Annotated in this window: 16 protein-coding genes and 1 tRNA gene; 10 read left to right on the forward strand and 7 right to left on the reverse strand. The window is 73.6% G+C overall.

The window, feature by feature from the left end:
- Positions 1-37: 37 nt before the first annotated feature.
- The 4 genes from ABZW14_RS15265 to ABZW14_RS15280 are packed head-to-tail and all read right to left on the reverse strand — an operon-like array spanning position 38 to position 2,730.
- On the reverse strand, positions 38-799 hold the full coding sequence (locus ABZW14_RS15265) for an ABC transporter ATP-binding protein (RefSeq protein WP_355345770.1): 762 nt from the start codon (positions 797-799) through the stop codon (positions 38-40).
- Positions 796-1,566, reverse strand: a complete 771-nt coding sequence (gene cbiQ / locus ABZW14_RS15270; protein ID WP_355345773.1) for a cobalt ECF transporter T component CbiQ — start codon at positions 1,564-1,566, stop codon at positions 796-798. Before cbiQ ends, ABZW14_RS15265 begins: the two co-directional genes overlap by 4 nt.
- Positions 1,567-1,573: 7 nt before the next feature.
- Positions 1,574-2,014, reverse strand: coding sequence for a PDGLE domain-containing protein (locus tag ABZW14_RS15275; protein ID WP_355345776.1), 441 nt, complete (start codon positions 2,012-2,014; stop codon positions 1,574-1,576).
- Positions 2,011-2,730: an energy-coupling factor ABC transporter permease gene (locus tag ABZW14_RS15280; protein WP_355345779.1), complete on the reverse strand. Its 720-nt coding sequence runs from the start codon at positions 2,728-2,730 to the stop codon at positions 2,011-2,013. Before ABZW14_RS15280 ends, ABZW14_RS15275 begins: the two co-directional genes overlap by 4 nt.
- A gap of 122 nt (positions 2,731-2,852) precedes the next feature.
- Between ABZW14_RS15280 and bcp the strand changes: the two genes are divergently transcribed.
- The 3 genes from bcp (at position 2,853) to ABZW14_RS15295 (ending at position 4,079) form a co-directional block, all read left to right on the forward strand.
- Positions 2,853-3,323 carry a thioredoxin-dependent thiol peroxidase gene (gene bcp / locus ABZW14_RS15285; RefSeq protein WP_355345782.1) on the forward strand — a complete coding sequence of 157 codons (471 nt, stop codon included), beginning with the start codon at positions 2,853-2,855 and terminating at the stop codon, positions 3,321-3,323.
- Positions 3,324-3,397: 74 nt separating this feature from the next.
- Positions 3,398-3,481 (forward strand) — tRNA-Leu (locus tag ABZW14_RS15290).
- A 67-nt stretch (positions 3,482-3,548) separates the two neighbouring features.
- The gene (locus ABZW14_RS15295) at positions 3,549-4,079 is read left to right on the forward strand and encodes a GNAT family N-acetyltransferase (RefSeq protein WP_355345785.1); all 531 of its coding nucleotides are present in this window, start codon (positions 3,549-3,551) and stop codon (positions 4,077-4,079) included.
- Between the two features lie 62 nt (positions 4,080-4,141).
- On the opposite strand, the gene ABZW14_RS15300 is transcribed toward ABZW14_RS15295, so the two are convergent.
- Together ABZW14_RS15300 and ABZW14_RS15305 are read right to left on the reverse strand one after the other, a co-directional pair.
- Positions 4,142-5,152 carry an expansin EXLX1 family cellulose-binding protein gene (locus tag ABZW14_RS15300; protein ID WP_355345788.1) on the reverse strand — a complete coding sequence of 337 codons (1,011 nt, stop codon included), beginning with the start codon at positions 5,150-5,152 and terminating at the stop codon, positions 4,142-4,144.
- 67 nt (positions 5,153-5,219) lie between these two features.
- Positions 5,220-6,053 (reverse strand): class I SAM-dependent methyltransferase, encoded by an 834-nt coding sequence (locus tag ABZW14_RS15305; RefSeq protein WP_355345790.1) that lies wholly within the window; start codon positions 6,051-6,053, stop codon positions 5,220-5,222.
- 120 nt (positions 6,054-6,173) lie between these two features.
- Between ABZW14_RS15305 and ABZW14_RS15310 the strand changes: the two genes are divergently transcribed.
- The 6 genes from ABZW14_RS15310 to ABZW14_RS15335 all read left to right on the forward strand — a co-directional run bounded on the left by ABZW14_RS15310 (position 6,174) and on the right by ABZW14_RS15335 (position 13,667).
- The gene (locus tag ABZW14_RS15310) at positions 6,174-7,244 is read left to right on the forward strand and encodes an LCP family protein (RefSeq protein ID WP_355345793.1); all 1,071 of its coding nucleotides are present in this window, start codon (positions 6,174-6,176) and stop codon (positions 7,242-7,244) included.
- Between the two features lie 190 nt (positions 7,245-7,434).
- Positions 7,435-8,892 carry a sugar transferase gene (locus tag ABZW14_RS15315; protein WP_355345796.1) on the forward strand — a complete coding sequence of 486 codons (1,458 nt, stop codon included), beginning with the start codon at positions 7,435-7,437 and terminating at the stop codon, positions 8,890-8,892.
- A 66-nt stretch (positions 8,893-8,958) separates the two neighbouring features.
- Positions 8,959-9,924, forward strand: a complete 966-nt coding sequence (locus ABZW14_RS15320; protein ID WP_355345799.1) for a glycosyltransferase — start codon at positions 8,959-8,961, stop codon at positions 9,922-9,924.
- Positions 9,924-10,988, forward strand: a complete 1,065-nt coding sequence (locus ABZW14_RS15325) for a glycosyltransferase (protein ID WP_355345802.1) — start codon at positions 9,924-9,926, stop codon at positions 10,986-10,988. The genes ABZW14_RS15320 and ABZW14_RS15325 overlap by 1 nt, the downstream gene beginning before the upstream one ends.
- Complete coding sequence (locus ABZW14_RS15330) at positions 10,985-12,319, forward strand: oligosaccharide flippase family protein (protein ID WP_355345805.1); 1,335 nt, start codon at positions 10,985-10,987, stop codon at positions 12,317-12,319. The genes ABZW14_RS15325 and ABZW14_RS15330 overlap by 4 nt, the downstream gene beginning before the upstream one ends.
- Before the next feature lies 1 nt (position 12,320).
- Positions 12,321-13,667, forward strand: coding sequence for an O-antigen ligase family protein (locus ABZW14_RS15335; protein ID WP_355345808.1), 1,347 nt, complete (start codon positions 12,321-12,323; stop codon positions 13,665-13,667).
- An 8-nt stretch (positions 13,668-13,675) separates the two neighbouring features.
- Here the strand turns inward: ABZW14_RS15335 and ABZW14_RS15340 are convergent, their stop codons facing one another.
- Complete coding sequence (locus tag ABZW14_RS15340; RefSeq protein ID WP_355345811.1) at positions 13,676-15,835, reverse strand: sialate O-acetylesterase; 2,160 nt, start codon at positions 15,833-15,835, stop codon at positions 13,676-13,678.
- Between the two features lie 150 nt (positions 15,836-15,985).
- Here ABZW14_RS15340 and ABZW14_RS15345 point away from each other — a divergent pair, with 150 nt between their 5' ends.
- A complete protein-coding gene (locus tag ABZW14_RS15345; protein WP_355345814.1) occupies positions 15,986-16,963 on the forward strand; it encodes an acyltransferase in 978 nt (325 codons plus the stop codon).
- The last annotated feature ends 18 nt before the right edge of the window (positions 16,964-16,981 follow it).

Consider the following 16,981-nt stretch of genomic DNA (forward strand, 5'->3'; position numbering starts at 1 on the left):
CCGGTCCGCGCGGGCCGGAGGTGCAGGATCGCGGGAGTCAGGACGGGCGGGGCGCGAAGCCGTAGGGCAGTTCCAGGCGGTGCCCGGCGAGCAGGCGCTCGTCGGACAGCAGCTCCAGGGTCGGTGCGTCGGCGACGATGCGGCCGGCGTCCAGGATCACCGAGCGGGTGCAGAGTTCCGCCGCGTACGGCAGGTCGTGGGTCACCATGAGCAGGGTCACCGGGAGGCCGCGCAGGATCTCCGCCAGCTCCCGGCGGGCGGCCGGGTCGAGGTTGGACGACGGCTCGTCCAGCACCAGGATCTCCGGGCGCATGGCCAGTACGGTGGCCACGGCCACCCGGCGGCGCTGTCCGAAGGAGAGGTGGTGCGGCGCCCGGTCCCGGTGCTCGGCCATCCCGACCGCGGCCAGCGCCTCGTCCACCCGGGCCGCCAGCTCCGCCCCGCGCAGCCCCAGGTTCGCCGGCCCGAACGCGACGTCCTCGGCGACGGTGGGCAGGAAGAGCTGGTCGTCGGGGTCCTGGAAGACGATGCCCACCCGGCGGCGGATCTCCGCGAGGGTGTCCCGCTCCCGACTCACCGTCAGGCCGCCCACGCTGACCGTGCCCTCGGTCGGGGTGAGGATGCCGTTCAGGTGCAGCACGAGGGTCGTCTTGCCGGCGCCGTTGGGCCCGAGCAGGGCCACCCGGTCGCCGCGCGGCACGGTCAGGTCCACCCCGTGCAGGGCGACGTGACCGTCCGGGTACGCATACCGGACGCCACGGACGTCCAGGGAGGGCGGCTGCTGCACGTACCCGATCATGTCAGGACGAGCGCGGTGGCGGCGATGGTGGCCGCGATCGCCGACACCGTCGCGGCGGCCGCCCACTGGCCGGCCGTGGCCGCGCCCCCGCCCTGCCACACCGCCGGCATCCGGCCCGTGTAGCCACGGGAGACCATGGCCAGGTAGACCCGCTCGCCCCGTTCGAAGGCACGCAGGAAGAGCGCGCCGACCCCGGCCGCGAACCCGCGGAGCTGCCACAGGAAGCGCGGGTCGTCGCCCCGGGACATCCGGGCCACCCGCATCCGCCGGGCCTCGCCCACCAGCACGTCCAGGTAGCGCAGCATGAACGTGGCGATCTGGGTGAGGATCTGCGGGCAGCGCAGCCGGTCCAGGCCGACGATCAGGTCCCGCGTCGTCGTGGTCGCCGCCAGCAGGAGCGACGCGAGTACGCCGAGCGTGCCCTTGGCGAGGATGTTCCACGCGCCGTGCAGCCCGTCGACGGAGAGGCTCAGCCCGGCCACCTCGACCCGCTCGCCGGTGCCGAAGAACGGCAGCGCGAACGCGAACAGCACGAACGGCAGCTCGATCAGCGCCCGGCCGAGCAGCCAGCGGGGCCCCACCCGGGCCAGCGCCGCCACGGCCACGACCAGCAGGGCGTAGCCGCCGAAGGCCCAGTACGCGGCCCGGGGCGTGGCGACCACCGCGACGGTGAACAGCACCATCGCGGTGATCTTCACCTCCGGCGGGAGGCGGTGCACCGGCGAGGACGACTCGCGGTAGAGCACGTGGGCGTGACCGGCACCCATCCGGGGCTCAGCGGGTGCCGGCGGCGCGCGCCCGCCGCTCGTCGGTGGCCGGGTCGTCGGTGGCCGGGTCGCCGGCGGTCGGGTCGCCCGCGCCGCCCGCCGGGTCGGTCGCCGGGCCGCGGCGGCGGGCCAGCCAGAACAGGCCACCGCCCACGGCGAACGTGAGCAGCACGCCGAGCACCCCGGACAGGCCGGTGGAGAGGAAGCCGTTGCTCACCCCGCGCACGCCGTAGTCGGCGAGCGGGCTGTCGGCCAGTTCGTGGTCCTTCGCCTGCTGCGCCGGGCAGCTGCCGCCGGTGATCTCGTGGTCGGCGTTCACCGTGCAGCCCTTGAGCAGCGACGAGTCGAGCCCGTCCGGGTGCGCCGAGGCGTAGTTGCTGACCACGCCGGCCAGCAGCAGGGCGACCAGCAGGCCACCGAGCACGAACGGCCAGGAACGCTTGCTCATCGGGCACCTCCGGCGACCGGGACGGCGGGAGCCGGCACGGCCGGCTTGAGGGCACGCAGGGCGTACACCAGGTCGGGGCGCACCTTGGCGACGGTGACCACGGTCGTCGCGGTGATCAGGCCCTCGCCGATGCCGATCAGCAGGTGGACGCCGGCCATCGTGCCGGCCAGCCCGGCCAGGTTGCCGCCCAGGTCGGTGGTGCCACCCAGCCAGTACTGGAGCACGAACCCCTGGGACGCCACCACGACGCTGACCAGCGCGGAGACGAAGGCCGTGACGGCGAGCCCGGCCCTGGTGCGCGGCAGCACCCGCAGCAGCAGCGCGATCAGCAGGTACGCGGCGGCGGTGCCGAGGAGCGCCATGTTGGTGATGTTGAGGCCGAGCATGGCCACCCCGCCGTCGCCGAAGACCAGCGCCTGCACGACCAGCACCACGGCGACGCAGAGCGCGCCCACCCACGGGCCGACCAGCAGCGCGGCGAGGGCGCCGCCGAGCAGGTGGCCGCTGACCCCGGCCGTGAAGATCGGGAAGTTGAGCATCTGCACGGCGAAGATGAACGCGGCCACCAGGCCGGCCATGGGGGCCAGCCGGTCGTCGAGGTCACGGCGCCCGCGCAGCACGCAGAAGGTGAGCGCGGCCAGCGCGAGGGCCGCGAACGCCCCCGCGACGGGACCGTCGATGATCCCGTTCGAGATGTGCATCGCCAGGGTTTCCACGCGCTGAGCTTATTTGCGGCGGACCGTTGTTGCCAATCCCTTGCAACAAGCCATGGTGATCATCACCCGAACGGCGCGTCGTCACCCACCCCGGAGCCGACGGCGGCGGTATCGTCTGCGCCATGACCGACCGCCTGAGCCCCGGCGACCCCGCCCCCGAGTTCACCCTCCCCACCGACAGCGGCGGGACCCTCTCCCTGGCCGACCTGCGCGGCCGCAAGGTCATCCTGTACGCGTACCCGGCCGCCATGACGCCCGGTTGCACCAAGCAGGCCTGCGACTTCCGCGACTCGCTCGCCTCGCTCCAGGCCGCCGGCTACGAGGTGGTCGGCATCTCCCCCGACAAGCCGGAGAAGCTGGCCAAGTTCCGCGACCGGGACGCCATCACCTTCCCGCTGGTCGCCGACACCGACAAGGCGGTGCTGACCGCGTACGGCGCGTTCGGCGAGAAGCAGATGTACGGCCGCACCGTCACCGGCGTGATCCGCTCGACCTTCGTCGTCGACGAGGACGGGAAGATCGAGCGGGCGCTCTACAACGTCAAGGCCACCGGGCACGTCGCCAAGCTGCGCCGCGACCTCGGCCTCGACTGAGCGCATCGCGGGAGTCCTACCGGGAGGCTGGGCTCACCACGCTGGAGGCCCGACGCACTAGACTCAGCGGGTCTGCGGGAGTGGCGTAACAGGCAGGCGCGATAGGTTTAGGTCCTATTGTCCGAAAGGACGTGGGGGTTCGACTCCCCTCTCCCGCACTGGTCCGATGTCGTGAAGGTCACGAACGCGGGTTCGCGTCGTGTCGTCGCGCGCAGGATGGCGGGCGTGAACCTGCGCTTCGTCCTCGACCCTGACCTCACCTCCGAGCTGCGCGAGCAGATCATCGCCCTCTGGGTGGACGTGACCAACGCCGGCGGGGCGGTCGGCTTCGTCGCCCCGGTGACCGAGGCCGACGTGCGGCCCATGGCCGAGGCGACCTTCGCCGGGATCGCCGACGGGCCGGACCGGCTGCTGACCGCGTACGAGGGGGATCGCCTCGTCGGCATCCTCATCATCGCGGGCAACCGGTTCCACCTGAAGGCGCACTGGCGGGTGCTGAAGCGGGTCATGGTGCACCCCGGCACGCAGGGGCGCGGCTACGGCGCGACGCTGATGCGTGAGGCCGAGCGGATCGGCCGGGAGCTGGGCCTCGCGGCGCTGCACGTGACCCTCCGGGACGGGCTGGGCCTGGGCGGGTTCTACGAGCGGCTCGGGTACCGGGAGGTCGGGCGGTTGCCCGGCGCCCTGCGCCTCGCCCCTGGCGACGACCGGGACGAGGTCTTCATGTGGCTCGACCTGGGCGCCTCCGCGGCCTGACCGTCGCCTCGGACGCGGGCCGGGCCCGCGCCGGGCCAGGTCGGGGCGGCCGCAGGGAACGGTCAGCCGCAGGCCGCGGGGACCGGGGCGGCGGTGGCCGGTGCTCCGGCGGCCGCGTCCAGAACCGCGGGACTGCCGGGTGAGATGCTGAAAGACGGGGTGGCGGAGGCGATGGGCCGGGCGCTGGGCCGGACCGAGGGCGAGCGGCTGGGCTTCGCCGACCGGGTCGGGGTGCCGGCGCCGTACATCCGGACCGTGCTGCGCTGGACCTGGCCGGGGAGCATCCGGATGCCGGTGGCGGTGGCGCGGTGGCCGTACGCGTCGGTGACCCGGATGGTGTACGGCCCGGGCCCGGCGCCTGCGGGAATGAGCCAGTAGTTGTAGTCCTCGCGGGCGGTGGCACGCCAGGAACCACCCTGCCGCACCTCGACGGCGCGCAGCGGGTTGCCGTGGTCGCCGACCAGGACGGCGAACCACCACTGCGAGGCGCCCTCCTTCATGCGGAAGGTGAGCGGGCCGGGCAACGGCGGGTCGACCACGGCGCGGTAGCTGACCTTGACGACGCCCTGCACCGGGTCGGCGATCCGGGCGAACGCCTCGGCGGAGAGGTCGAGGTGGCCGGGTTCGCACTCCGGGCACTGGTCCATGACGACGACCCGGGCCGTGCCCCTGGGCCCGGTCACGTCGAGGTGGCCGCCGCAGGACGCCCCGGACGCGTACTCGCCGGGGCCGAGGGCAACGTAGAGCCGGTCGGCGGGCGGGACGGGCCGGGAGCAGTTGCCGCCGGCGCCCTTCGAGTCGTAGTAGGTCGCCTTTCCGGTGTGGACGGTGCCGCCGAGCGGCGGTGCGGCGAGCACACCGGCGGGCAGGGCGCGCGGCGGTGGGGCGGCGCAGGCGGGGGCGGCGCCGCCGCGTACCGCGAGGGTCACGCCGACCACGGCGGCGAGCGCGGCGAGGCCGCCGGCGGCGAGCCAGCGGCGCGGGACGGCCGGGGCGCGGCGGCGGCCGGCCCGCGTGGGCGGGCGCTCGCCGGCGGTGGGCAGGGGGCGGCGGGGAGCGCTGCCGTCGGTCACGCCGGTCGATGCTGCCGGACCGGTGGGAGCCGGACAAGCGGGCTAAGCGAAAGCTAAGACGGGGCCGTCACCAGGCGACGCCGATGCCGTCCCCCGGATACCAGTGCCGGGCCGGGGTTTCCCGGTAGGCCAGGAACCGCCGGCCGGTCCGTTCGGCGTGCTCGGCGAGGACGTTGGTGGCGGTGACGTTGTCGGTGAGCAGCACCGCCCCGGGGGCGAGTTTTGGCTCGACGGCCTCGAACTCGCTGCGCTCGTGCACCCGGCTGTGGTCGCTGTCGTGCAGGAAGAGGTCGACCGGTCGCTCCAGCGCGCCGATCGAGGCGACCGAGTCGCCGATGACGAGGTCGACCACGTCGGACCACGGGGTGGCTCGGGCCAGGTAACCGGCCTCGGGGTTGATGTCGAGCGAGGTGAGGCGGCCGGGGTGGCCCTCCGCGGCGTTGCGGAGCAGGGCGGCGGCCAGGACGCAGCTGCCGAGGCCCTTGTCGACACCGGTCTCCACGACGTGGGCGGGCTTGCGGGCGCGGACGATGGCGTACCAGCCGATGCGGCGGGCGTAGCGGACCTGCCGGTCGGCCAGGCCGCGGCGGGAGGCGGCGGCGGTGGCGGCCTCGATGTGGGCGCGGAGCTTGTCGTCGCCCTCGATCTCGGCGAACCAGGCGCGCACCTGCTTGACGGGTACGTCGCAGACGACGCTGACGAACCAGGCGAGGTGGTGCCGGCTGAGCTTGGTCAGCTCGTACGTGTAGTTGTGGTGCTCCCGGGAGGTGAGCAGCCAGCGGGCCGAGGTGCGCAGGACGCGGGCGTCGTGCCGGGCCACCCGGGCCAGGCGCTTGGGGAAGGCGGCGACCGGCGCGAGCCGGGTCCGGGCGATGGCCCGGCGGAGCTTCGTTGCATCCACCCCCGACGTTGTACCAGGTTCACAGCGACGGTCGAGGAGGAAAGCGCCGAACGGGTGGGCGAGGTTGGCCGGTCGGACGAGGGTCCGCGTGACAGAGCGTGAGTCAGTAGCATCGCGCCCATGTCAGAGCGCCAGCGGACCGTCGCCGGACCGCACGAGTCAATCAGCAACTCCGAAGTGGAACCGGGTGGTGCCGAGACCGGTTCCGCCCCCGCTCCGCGCCGGCGGCGTGGCCGACGGATCCTGCTGATCACCCTGCTGGTACTGGCCCTGCTCGCCGGCGGTGGTGTGGGAGCCGCGGCCCTCTATCTGCGGTCGGTGGAGTCGGACGTCGAGCGGGTCGACGCCTTCGAGGGCGTGCCGCAGGAGGCCCGGCCGCCGGTCGCTGCGGCTGACGCCATGAACATCATGATCCTGGGCAGCGATTCGCGCGACCCGGAGACCACCGGCGGTTCGCGGTCGGACACCATCATCGTGGCCCACCTGCCGAAGGGCCGGAAGAGCGCGCAACTGATCTCCATTCCGCGGGACACCTGGGTGCACGTGCCGCGCTCGAAGGACGGGCAGCACGGTGACCGCGACGCGAAGATCAACGCCGCGTACGCCTGGGGCGGGGTGCCCCTGATGGTGCAGACCGTGGAGCAGTTCACCAAGGTGCGGATCGACCACGTGGCCATCGTGGACTTCGCCGGATTCAAGGAGATCATCGACGCGCTCGGCGGGATCGACATCGTCTCCGACCGGGACTTCACCTCCATCCACCCGCCGTTCCGGAAGTTCGCCAAGGGCGTGCAGCACATGGACGGCGAGACGGCCCTGGACTACTCCCGGCAGCGCAAGCAGTTCCCGGACGGCGACTTCGCCCGGATCCGCCACCAGCAGCAGGTCATCAAGGCGATCCTCGACAAGGCCGCCTCCGGCGGCATCCTCACCAGCCCGGGCAAGCTGAACGACTTCGTCAAGGCCTCCACCTCGTCGGTCTCGGTCGACAGGGGAATGTCCCTGCTGGACATGGCGACCGATCTGCGCAGCCTCCGCGGCTCGAACCTGGCCTTCTACACCAGCCCCACCAAGGGCACCGGCCGGGTCGGCACGGAGAGCGTGGTGTTCCCGGACAACGCCAAGGCCCGCACGTTCTACGACGCGGTGCGCCGGGACGCGGTGTCCGAGATCACGGCCGCCGGAAAGTAGGACCCGGGTCTGCCCGGGTGGCCCTGTCGACGGACGGGACGCGACCGTATCCTGCGATCGCCCCGTCCTGTCGGCACTTCGGGACGTGGGCGCCACGGGGGAAGGACCAACAATGCCATGGCAACCGGCGACGGGCCAGCAGACCGCCATGACGGCGGAGCATGCCGAGTGTCCACAAGGGACACCTGGGATGACGGGTGACGACAGCCGCTCCGGTGTGCCGCTGATCCCCACGACGCGGCCGCCCGAGCAGTCCGGCGCGGCAGGGCGCCCCGGACTGGACGTGACGGCGGTGCTGCCCTACGCCGGATCGCGTGCCTCCCGCCGCACGAGGGGCCTACGGGCGTGGATGATGACGGCGCCCGTCGATCTGGCCGCGCTGCTCAGTCCGCTGCTCGTCACCCATCAGTACTGGCGCGGCACCCTGGTGATGGCGGGCCTCACGGTCGCCTTCTTCGCCGCGGGCGGGCTCTACCACGCCCGGCGCCACGTGAGCATCCTCGACGAGCTGCCCAGCCTCTGCGGGCGTCTGCTGGCCTCGGCCGCTGTCGTCGCGATGATCGCCGCCGTACGGCACGACTCCGCCGAGTACGCCCTCGGCTTCACCCGCGGGGTGGGAGTCGCCGCCGGGCTGGTGATCGTCGGCCGGGTGGTGACCCGGGAGTTCGCCACCATCGCCCGCAAGCGCCGGTGGGTGGAGCACAACACGATCATCATCGGCGGCGGCCCCACCGCCGTGGAACTCGCCCGCCTGCTCCGTCGCTATCCCCAGTACGGGCTGCGCTTCGTCGGTTGCGTCGACGCCTCGTCCCGCACCGGACCGGCCGCGCACCCGCTGATCGGTCGCCTCGACGAGCTGGAGCAGCTGGTGCGGATCGTCGAGTGCGACGTGCTCATCATCGCCGACCCGGACTGCGAGGAGTCGGTGCTCATGGAGGTGCTCCGCCGCCCGGCGAACGCCGCCTGTGACCTGTGGGCGGTGCCGCGGCTGTGGGGTTCCCGGTCGCACGGTGGCGACCACATCGGCGCGATTCCCATCGTGAAGATCGGCGACACCACGCTCTCCGGCCCCCGGTGGGCGCTCAAGCGCGCCTCCGACGTGATGTTCGCCCTGGTGGCGCTGCTCGTGTTGAGCCCGGTCCTGCTGCTGTGCGCGATCGCCGTGCTCATCGACGGCGGTCCGGGCATCTTCTTCCGGCAGGAGCGGATCGGCCGGCACGGCGTGCCGTTCGACATCATCAAGTTCCGCTCCATGCGGCCGGTGGACGAGCACGAGTCGCAGACGAACTGGTCCATCGCGCACGACCGCCGGGTCGGCCCGATCGGCCGGTTCCTGCGGCGTACGTCGCTGGACGAGCTGCCGCAGCTGTGGAACATCCTGCGCGGCGACATGAGCGTGGTCGGTCCCCGGCCGGAACGCCCGTACTTCGTGGAGAAGTTCTCCGCCGAGTACCCGACGTACGCCATGCGGCACCGGGTGCCGGTGGGGCTGACCGGGCTGGCGCAGGTCAGCGGCCTTCGGGGGGACACGCCCATCTCCGACCGAGCGCGCTTCGACAACTACTACATCGAGAACTGGTCGCTGTGGCTGGACGCCAAGGTGCTGCTGCGCACGGTCGCCGAGGTGTTCCGCGCCGGTGGTCGCTGACCGACCGGCGCCCCGGGCGCCCCGTCCTGCCACGCACGTCCCGTCCCTGATCACTTGGAGATCTTCTTGCCGGACGTTTCGGTCGTCATCCCCACGACGGGCCGGCCCAGCGTGGCCGAGGCGGTGCGCAGCGTCCGCGCCCAACGTGCCGTCTCCGTGCGCGTCGTGGTGGTCTGCGACCTCGCGGACGTGCCCGCCACCGTGCGCGAGCTGCGCGGCGAGGTGGACGAGGTAGTCTGCACGGGCGGGGGCCGCCGGGGCTCGTACGCGCGCAACCTCGGCGTCGCCCACGCCGCGCCGGGCAGTCACGTCGCTTTCCTCGATGACGACGACGCCTGGCTGCCGGGCAAGCTCGCGGCCCAGGTGCCGGTGCTGGAGCGGCTGGCCGCGGAGGGCTGGCGGCCGGTGGTGTCATCCCGGATCGTGCAACGCAAGGCCGGCGGTGAGCCGCTACCGACTGCCGCGCCGGCGACACTGATCGCGGACGGCGCGCTGCCCGAGGACTATCTCTTCCGTCGGCGCCGGCTCGGCATCGGCCGGCAGTCGCTGCCCACCTCGACCCTGCTCACCACCGGCGAGCTGGCCGCCGCCTGCCGCTGGGACGAGACTCTGCCCCGGCACCAGGACTGGGACTGGCTGGTCCGGGTCGCCCGCCTGCCCGGCGCGCGGATCACCCAGGTGCCGGAGGCCACGGCCGTCTACACCGTGGGAAGCCCCGGGTCGATCTCCGCCGGGGCGGACTGGCGTACGTCGTGGGCGTGGGCCCGCCGCTGGGAGGGCGTCTGGGCGCGGGAGACCTTCGCGGACTTCATCGCCGCGCAGACACTCCGGTACGCCCTGCAGGCCCGCGACTGGGAAGGGGTCCGGGAGATGGTGCGGGCGATCCGGCGGAACTCCACGCCGTCCATGCCGAACGCTGCGCTGGCCGCACTCGGTATGGTGCCCCGTGCCACCCTCGAGCGCGTGGCGATGAGGCGGTCGCGCACGGCCGCCGACGTCGCCGTTCCTCGGCAGCCGGACGGGTCCCACTGATGCGCCTGCACTTCGTGCTCCCCCAGTTGGAGCCCTACTACGGCATGGAGCGCGCCGCCGTTCTGCTCATGCGGAGCCTGCGGGCGGCCGGGGTGCCGGTCTCCGCGACCGTGCTGTCCCGGGGTGTCCCACCCGGCATCGGCGACCTGGACGTCGACCGGCTGGGGGTGAGCAGCCGGATCACCCGTCTCGTGGAGGCCGTTCCGCCCCTGCGCCGTCGGCTGCGGGCCCTGCCCGCCGAGACCGTGATCGTGTCCAGTGGCCTGTGGGCCACGGTGCCGGTCGGCGCGGCGCTGGCCGGCTCCGGCCGCGGCTTCGTCGCCTGGGAGCACTCCGTGCTGCCCGCGCGGCTCGCCGCCGATCGGCGGGTACGGGCGCTGGCCCGGGTCGCCCGGACCGCGGCACTGCGGCCGCGCCTCGTGGTCGCGGTGTCCGAGGGGGTCGCCCGGACGGTCCGCGACCTCGCACCCGGCCAGCCGGTGACCACCATCCCGAACCCGCTGCCGGTCGGCGGGTTCGTCCCGCCGCGCCCGGTCGGCCCCGGTGACGTCCGGCTCGTGACCACCGGCGCGCTGCGGCCGCTCAAGAACCACGGGGACGCCCTGGCCGCACTCGCCCTGCTGCCCGAGCGGTACCGGCTGACCCTCGCCGGGGACGGCGAGGAACGCGACCTGTTGGCGAGCCGGGCCCGGCAACTCGGGGTGGCGGACCGGGTGGAATTCCTGGGCCGGATCGCGGACGTCCGGCACCTGCTCGCGGAGGCGGAGGTCCTGGTACACCCGTCCCGGGCCGAGACCTTCGGGCTGAGTCTGATCGAGGCGGCCGAGGCGGGTCTCCCGGTCGCCGCCCTGCCCGTGCCCGCGCTGGACGAGCTGGTCCCGACCCTCGTACCCGGCGTGCTGGCCGCCCGGTCGACGCCCCGGGCACTCGCCGACGCGGTCCTGGCGGTGGCTGGCGACCACCGCCCGAGCCACGCGGACTTCGAGAAGGCCTGGCGGGCGCGGTCGGCGATCCTGGACCCCGCCGAGGTCAGCCGCCGGTGGGTGGAGGCGGCGACCCGATGACCGTCGCCGACACCAGCACCGATCGGACCGGCCGGGAGGGACCGGCGCGGGATGCCGCCGGGCCGAGCGACGGCTTCCTGGGCAAGGCGGCGAAGTTCCTCACCGGAACCCTGCTGCGCACCCTCGCCCAGGGCGCGCTCTTCGTCCTGCTGGCCCGCGAGATGCCGATCGGTCAGTACGGGCTCTTCGTCGGCGTCACCGCACTCATCGCGGTGGTGTCGCCGTTCGCGTCCGCCGGCGTACCGAGCCTGATCTTCCAGAGCCACGCCGACGCGCCGGCGGACTGGGCCCGGCATCTCGCCCGCGGCCTGGTGCTGACCGTCACCTTCGGCGTCGGCGCGTCGATTCTGGTGACCGCCGCGGGTGCCGCCGTCTGGTCCGCCCAGGTCGACCCGGTCGACGTCGCCGCACTTGCCGTCGCCGACCTCGTCGCCTGGCGGCTCATCGAGGCCGTGGCCGCCTCCGTCCAGGCACGCGGGAAGGTCTTCGTGGCCTCGGTGATCCCCGCCGTGCTGCACGTGTGCCGGCTGGCCGCCGCGGTGGTGCTCGGTGTCCTCACACCGGGTCCGGTGACCCTGCATGGCTGGGCGGTCACCTCGGCACTGCTGTCCACGGTGATCTGCCTGCTGGTGCTGGCGTATGGCTTGCGCGGGTCGGGCCTGCCGCCGGCCACCGGCGCCTTCGGGCAGGTGCGGGCCGGGCTGCTCTTCGCGGTCGGCCTCTCGGCGCAGAGCGTCTACAACGACCTCGACAAGGTGATGCTGTCGAAGCTCGGCAGCCCGGAGGGGGCGGCCATCTACGCCGCCGCCTACCGGGTGGTGGACTTCGCGTACACCCCGGGGCGGGCCATGGCGGCGGTCGCCTACCCGCGCTTCTTTGAGGCCGGGCGGGACGGCCCGCGCTCTGCCCTGCGGCTGACCCGCCGGCTGCTGCCCCGGTACCTGGCGTTCAGTGTGCCGGCGGCCCTGCTGCTGGTGGCCTGCGCCGGCTTGATGCCGACCGTCTTCGGCGCCGGCTACGCGGCGGCCACGACTGCGCTCCAGGGGCTGGCCGCGCTGCTCGTGCTGAAGTCGGTGCACTACCTCGCGGCAGACACCCTCTCCGGCAGCCGGATGCAGGGTCGGCGTACCGTCTGCCAGATCGCGGTCGGCGTGGTCAACGCCGGGCTCAACGTCTGGCTGATCCCGGCGTACGGCTGGCAGGGCGCGGTGGCCTCCAGCCTCGTCTGCGACGCGCTCCTCGGCGTGCTGCTGTGGGGGTGCGTCGTGGCCGCCGTGCGACGCGACCGCTCGCCCCGACGGGAACCGACCAGCACCATGGAAAGGGCCTGAGTTGACCGTCCTCTTCGCTTCGCTCCTCACGGTGGGCGGCGTCGCGACGGCCGCCTGGTTGGTGGCCGCGCGCCGGAAGATCGCCGCCGCCTTCGGCGACAGCCGCACCGCCCTCGTGCTGGTGGGCTTCGTGGTGCTGGCCAACGCCGCGCCCGTGCTGGCCGGCGAGCACAGCTCCGCGCTGATCGGGCTGCTGGTGCTGGGCCTGCTCGCCTGGGTGGTGGGCACCGGCGGGCGGGGCCTGCGCGGGCCGTCCGACGGCTGGCTGCGGCTCGCCTGGTGGACGGTGGGCGCGCTGCTGCTGTGGTGCCTCGCCGTGGACGCGATCGTCGGCACCGGCCTGTACGGCTCCCGGCTGGTCTCGTACGCGGCGGCCGGGTTCTTCCTGCTCGCCGGCCTGCTGGTCGCCGCGCGGACGGCGGTGACCACCCGCGCCCTGGCGTACACCGGACTCGCCGTGCTGGCCCTGCTGACGATCCCGACGCTCTTCTCCGGCACGGGCGCCTGGCGCACCTGCACGGGCGGGCAGTTGGAGAAGTGCTCGGTGGCCGGGGCGCTGTTCAAGAGCTTCTTCGAGTCGGAGAACTACGTCGCCATGGTCGCGACGTTCACACTGGTCGCCGCGCTCTGCGCGATGCGGCGGCGGGAACTGTTCGCGACGGCGGCCCTCTGCCTGCTGGTCATCGTGGCCACCGGCTCGCGCACCAGCTACCTCGCGCTCGCCGTCGGCGGCGCGTGGCTGGCCGGCAGCTACCTGGTCGAACGGTGGCGCCGGTTCGAGCGGATCCCCCTCGTGCTCTCCGCCGGACTGGTGGTGGTCCTCGGGGCCGCGGCCACCTACCTGATGTACAGCGCCGACCGTTCGACGCTCAGCAACCGGGGCAACATCTGGGTCCACGCCCGCGACTACATGGCGGACCGGAAGGTGACCGGCGTGGGCGTCTCCAAGTGGTACCACCTGCGCGACATCGGCGAGGCGCCGACCCACTTCTTCCACTCGGGCTATGTGCTGGCCATCTTCGCCGGCGGTTTCATCGCGCTGGTGATCTGGGGTCTCTGGGCGACCGCGCTGCTGCACGGCCGGGTCCGTGACGGGCGGGCGTTCACCGCGAAGGCGCCCGTCGTCCTGTTCCTCGTCTACTCGCTCACCGAGGTGGTCTGGAACCCGCTGTCGGTGGACGGGCTGTCCTGGATCTTCCTGCTGCTCATGCTGATCCGCGCCGCGGGGAGCCCCCGCGACGCTCTCGCCGCTCCGGGGCCGGTGGACGCCGTGGACCGGCCGGGTGGCCTCGCCGGGCTGCGTGCGCTCGCCGCCAGGCGGAGGACGACGGCCGGCAGCGCCGGCTGACCACGCGGTCAGCTGGACGCGGCGATGGGCAGTCCCTGGAAGGTCAGCAGGCCGACGCCCGCGGCGTTCACGATCCACGGCCCCGCGCCCGGGTGGCCGAGGTAGCTCACCCCGGTCGCCCCGACCGCCGGTGCGGACAGGGTCAGCACCAACTCTCCGGCCGGCCGGTACGCCACGTCGGTGACGCTCACCGCGCTGCCCTCGATGCGGAAGTCGGCGGCCACCCCGGGCTGCACGGTCAGCGGATCGTCGGCGCGGAGCCGGACCACCACCGCGCTTCTCCCCGCGTCGGCGAAGGAGGCGGAGCGCGGGTTCGGTGGCGCGATCCCGTCGCCCGGTCCCCGGTACAGGTCCCGGGCGACCACGGCGAAGGCGTGGTCGCCCAGTTCGCGGTAGCCCTGCTCCCAACCGAAGTGACAACCGTCCTGGCCGGACAGCCCGTTGGTCGACAGAACGGTGACCCCGAGGCTGTCGCCCATCCGGCGCTGCGCCTCGCGCAGCCTTGCCGAGCGGCCGTCGCCGCACGGCGACGTACGCACCTGGAAGACGTAGTAGCGGGTGTCCGGGCCCCCGAGTTCCGCCCGCCAGTCCTGCAACAGCGCGGTGAAGCCGGCCACGTGGGCGGCGGCGTTGTCGTTGTCGGCCTCGCCCTGGTACCAGAAGACACCGCGTACGTTCCGGAGCACACCGGCGGCCGCCAGCCGCTGCCGGAGCCGGCCGTAGTTGGTGCGCAGATCGTTCGGCCGGGTGTCGACCCGCTGGAAGTAGCCGATGGGCCGGCCGTTCTCGCCGCCGTTGATGACGGCGACCGGCACCTGGTAGGTGTCCGAGATCCGGTGCGCCATCCGGATGCCCCACTGGCCGACGGAGCCCGGCTGCTGGGTCAGGTCGCCGACGGCGTAGTTCCAGCCGCGGGCTGCCCCGGATCGAGTGCCGTCGGCCACCGGCGAGCCGTAGCTGCGAAGGTACGGCGACTCCTCGGCCGCGGCGGAGCCACGCTGCATCCCCGCGACCGCGTTGGACTGACCCTCGATGACATAGACGTCGCCGGCGACGACGCCCTCCCATAGGCCGACCCGGCGGGCGACCCCGTCGCCCAGCACCCGGAGTTCGAAGCGGTACTCCCGCAGTGCGGCGGTGATCCGGTGCCGGAGCGAGAACGTGCCGCCGTGGGTGGCCATGGCACCGTAGTCCCAGCCGTCCGCGCCGCTGGTCACCTTGAGCTGCACGGCGGTCACCCGGGGATCGGTGAACTTCCCGGCCACCTCGACCACGGCGCCGTTTCCGGCGTCCCGCGGGAACAGTTGGCGGTCGGCCGGGTGCCGGGTGACGGTGAGGACCGACGAGCGGGCGTAGACGGTCAGCCGGCGCTGGGTGAAGCCACCGGCGTTGCCGGCGAAGGTCCAGTCCGGGTTGCCGGTCGGCGCCGGGCCGATGCCCAGCGCGAGCGGGCCGGACGGCGACGTGAAGCCGTTGACCGCCAGCACGGTCTGCGGCGGCGTGGTCGCGGGCCGGGTCCCGGCCACCAGGTGCACCTGGAACGAGCCGTACGTGAGTGCGGGCTGCACGTCGTCGTCCGCGTCGTAGCGATCCGCCGCGGCTCCGGCGATCTGGCCGGTGCCCCTCGGACCATAGCTGTTGGGCCACATCTCCAGATACCCGGGCAGGCCGGTGCCGGTGGTCACCCCCGCGACGTTGGTGGCCACCTCCACGTCGTTGACCCGTTGCTGGACGATCTGCCCTCCCCGGGCGGGCGGGGCGAGCCGCCGGGCGTCGGTGGTGAACGGCTCCATGGCGGTCCACACCCACTGCGGTCCGGCCGGGCCGTTCAGTTCCAGGCAGTAGCCGACGCGGTCGAAGCCGGACGCCACCGCCGCCGTGCGGTCGAAGGTGTACGTCGGCGCACGCCCGTTCGCCCGCGCCGGCAGGTCCAGCGCGGCGACCGGGGTGAAACCCGCCATGCCGGCGACGTTCGCCGCGCAGTTCGTGCCGTCCACCGGCACGGCGGGCGTCTGCGGCCGGGACGCCCCCGGCGCGGACCAGGCCCCCGCCGGCGCTCCGGACCGGTCCGACGGCCAGGCGGCCACGGCGATCGACGCGAGCAGCAGCACGGTCACTCCCACGGCGATCCACGCCGTACGCGGCACGGACCGCAGGCGCTGCGCCACGGAGGGAGCTGAGAGCACCCGTCGAACCTCCAGACCGTTCAGCCAGCGTCGCGGGCAAGGTTATGCGATGGGCGGCCCGTGAGGGGTACGACTGCCATCCGGACCGGGTGGGGACGTGCGCGGCCGTGGGCGTCTGCCATGATGCGCGCCATGGCCGCAACGAGCACCACGGCACCGGTGGGCGTCCGCTCCGCCGGCGTGGACCTTCTCCGGATCGTCGGCATCGCCGCGGTGGTCGTCGGTCACGTGTGGACCGATCCGGTCACCCGGGCCGCCGTCTACCCGTGGCACGTGCCGCTGTTCTTTGTACTCACCGGATACTTCTGGACGCCCGGCCGGCCCCTGACGGGCGAGTTGCGCAAGCGGTGGCGGTCGCTCGGCCTGCCGTACGTCGTCTGGTTCGTCCTGCTGTTCGCCGCGCTCCTGGCCGCCGACGCGGCCACCGGCGAGGTCGCCGAGGGGGCGTTCGGCAACGCGCTCTACGGCGGCAGTGCCGCGGTCCGGCCGTTCTCGGCCTTCTGGTTCGTCTCGGTCCTCTTCCTGCTCGCGCTCGCGTACCGCGCCGTGGAGCGGTTCCCGGTGGCGGCCTGGGCCCTCGCCCTGACCGGGCTCGCGGTCGCGTACCTGGCGCCGGAGGTGGTCACCGCCGGACCGCTGGGGGCCTTCCTGGTGCCGGCCTGCCTGGTCTTCGTGCTCGCCGGGCGGCTGCTGCGGCAGCTGCGCCCGCACCTTTCCGCGCCGGTCGCGGCGATCCTGCTCGCCGTGGGCGCCGGCCTGGTGGTCACCGGCCTGAGCGCCCCGCTGGACCTGAAGGCCGGCGACTTCGGCACCCCGGTCCTCGGCGTGGTCACCGCGGTCCTGATCAGCGCCGGCCTGGTGACCCTCGCCGAGGAGCTGGACCGACGGACGACGCCCGGCGCGGCCCGCACCATCAACCGGCTCTCCGCCTGCGGCATCGCGGTGGTGCTGAGTCACGCCGCAGTGCTCTGGGTGCTGCACACCCCGCCGAGCGGCGGCTGGCCGCACCTGGCCGCCGCCCTGGTGCTGCCCTGGGCTTTCGCTCTGGTGGCGCTCCGCACGCCGGCCAGCCCGTTCCTGCTCGGCACGGACGGCGCCGGGCGTCGCTGACCGGCGGCGTCACGCGCG

The organism is Micromonospora sp. NPDC004551, from assembly GCF_040609975.1.
Lineage (GTDB): Bacteria > Actinomycetota > Actinomycetes > Mycobacteriales > Micromonosporaceae > Micromonospora.

Coding starts and splice junctions, on each gene's coding strand:
- ABZW14_RS15265 (WP_355345770.1), bottom strand. CDS start 799: ATGATCGGGTACGTGCAGCAGCCGCCCTCCCTGGACGTCCGTGGCGTC.
- ABZW14_RS15275 (WP_355345776.1), bottom strand. CDS start 2,014: ATGAGCAAGCGTTCCTGGCCGTTCGTGCTCGGTGGCCTGCTGGTCGCC.
- cbiQ (WP_355345773.1), bottom strand. CDS start 1,566: ATGGGTGCCGGTCACGCCCACGTGCTCTACCGCGAGTCGTCCTCGCCG.
- bcp (WP_355345782.1), top strand. CDS start 2,853: ATGACCGACCGCCTGAGCCCCGGCGACCCCGCCCCCGAGTTCACCCTC.
- ABZW14_RS15315 (WP_355345796.1), top strand. CDS start 7,435: ATGACGGGTGACGACAGCCGCTCCGGTGTGCCGCTGATCCCCACGACG.
- ABZW14_RS15325 (WP_355345802.1), top strand. CDS start 9,924: ATGCGCCTGCACTTCGTGCTCCCCCAGTTGGAGCCCTACTACGGCATG.
- ABZW14_RS15345 (WP_355345814.1), top strand. CDS start 15,986: ATGGCCGCAACGAGCACCACGGCACCGGTGGGCGTCCGCTCCGCCGGC.
- ABZW14_RS15330 (WP_355345805.1), top strand. CDS start 10,985: ATGACCGTCGCCGACACCAGCACCGATCGGACCGGCCGGGAGGGACCG.
- ABZW14_RS15310 (WP_355345793.1), top strand. CDS start 6,174: ATGTCAGAGCGCCAGCGGACCGTCGCCGGACCGCACGAGTCAATCAGC.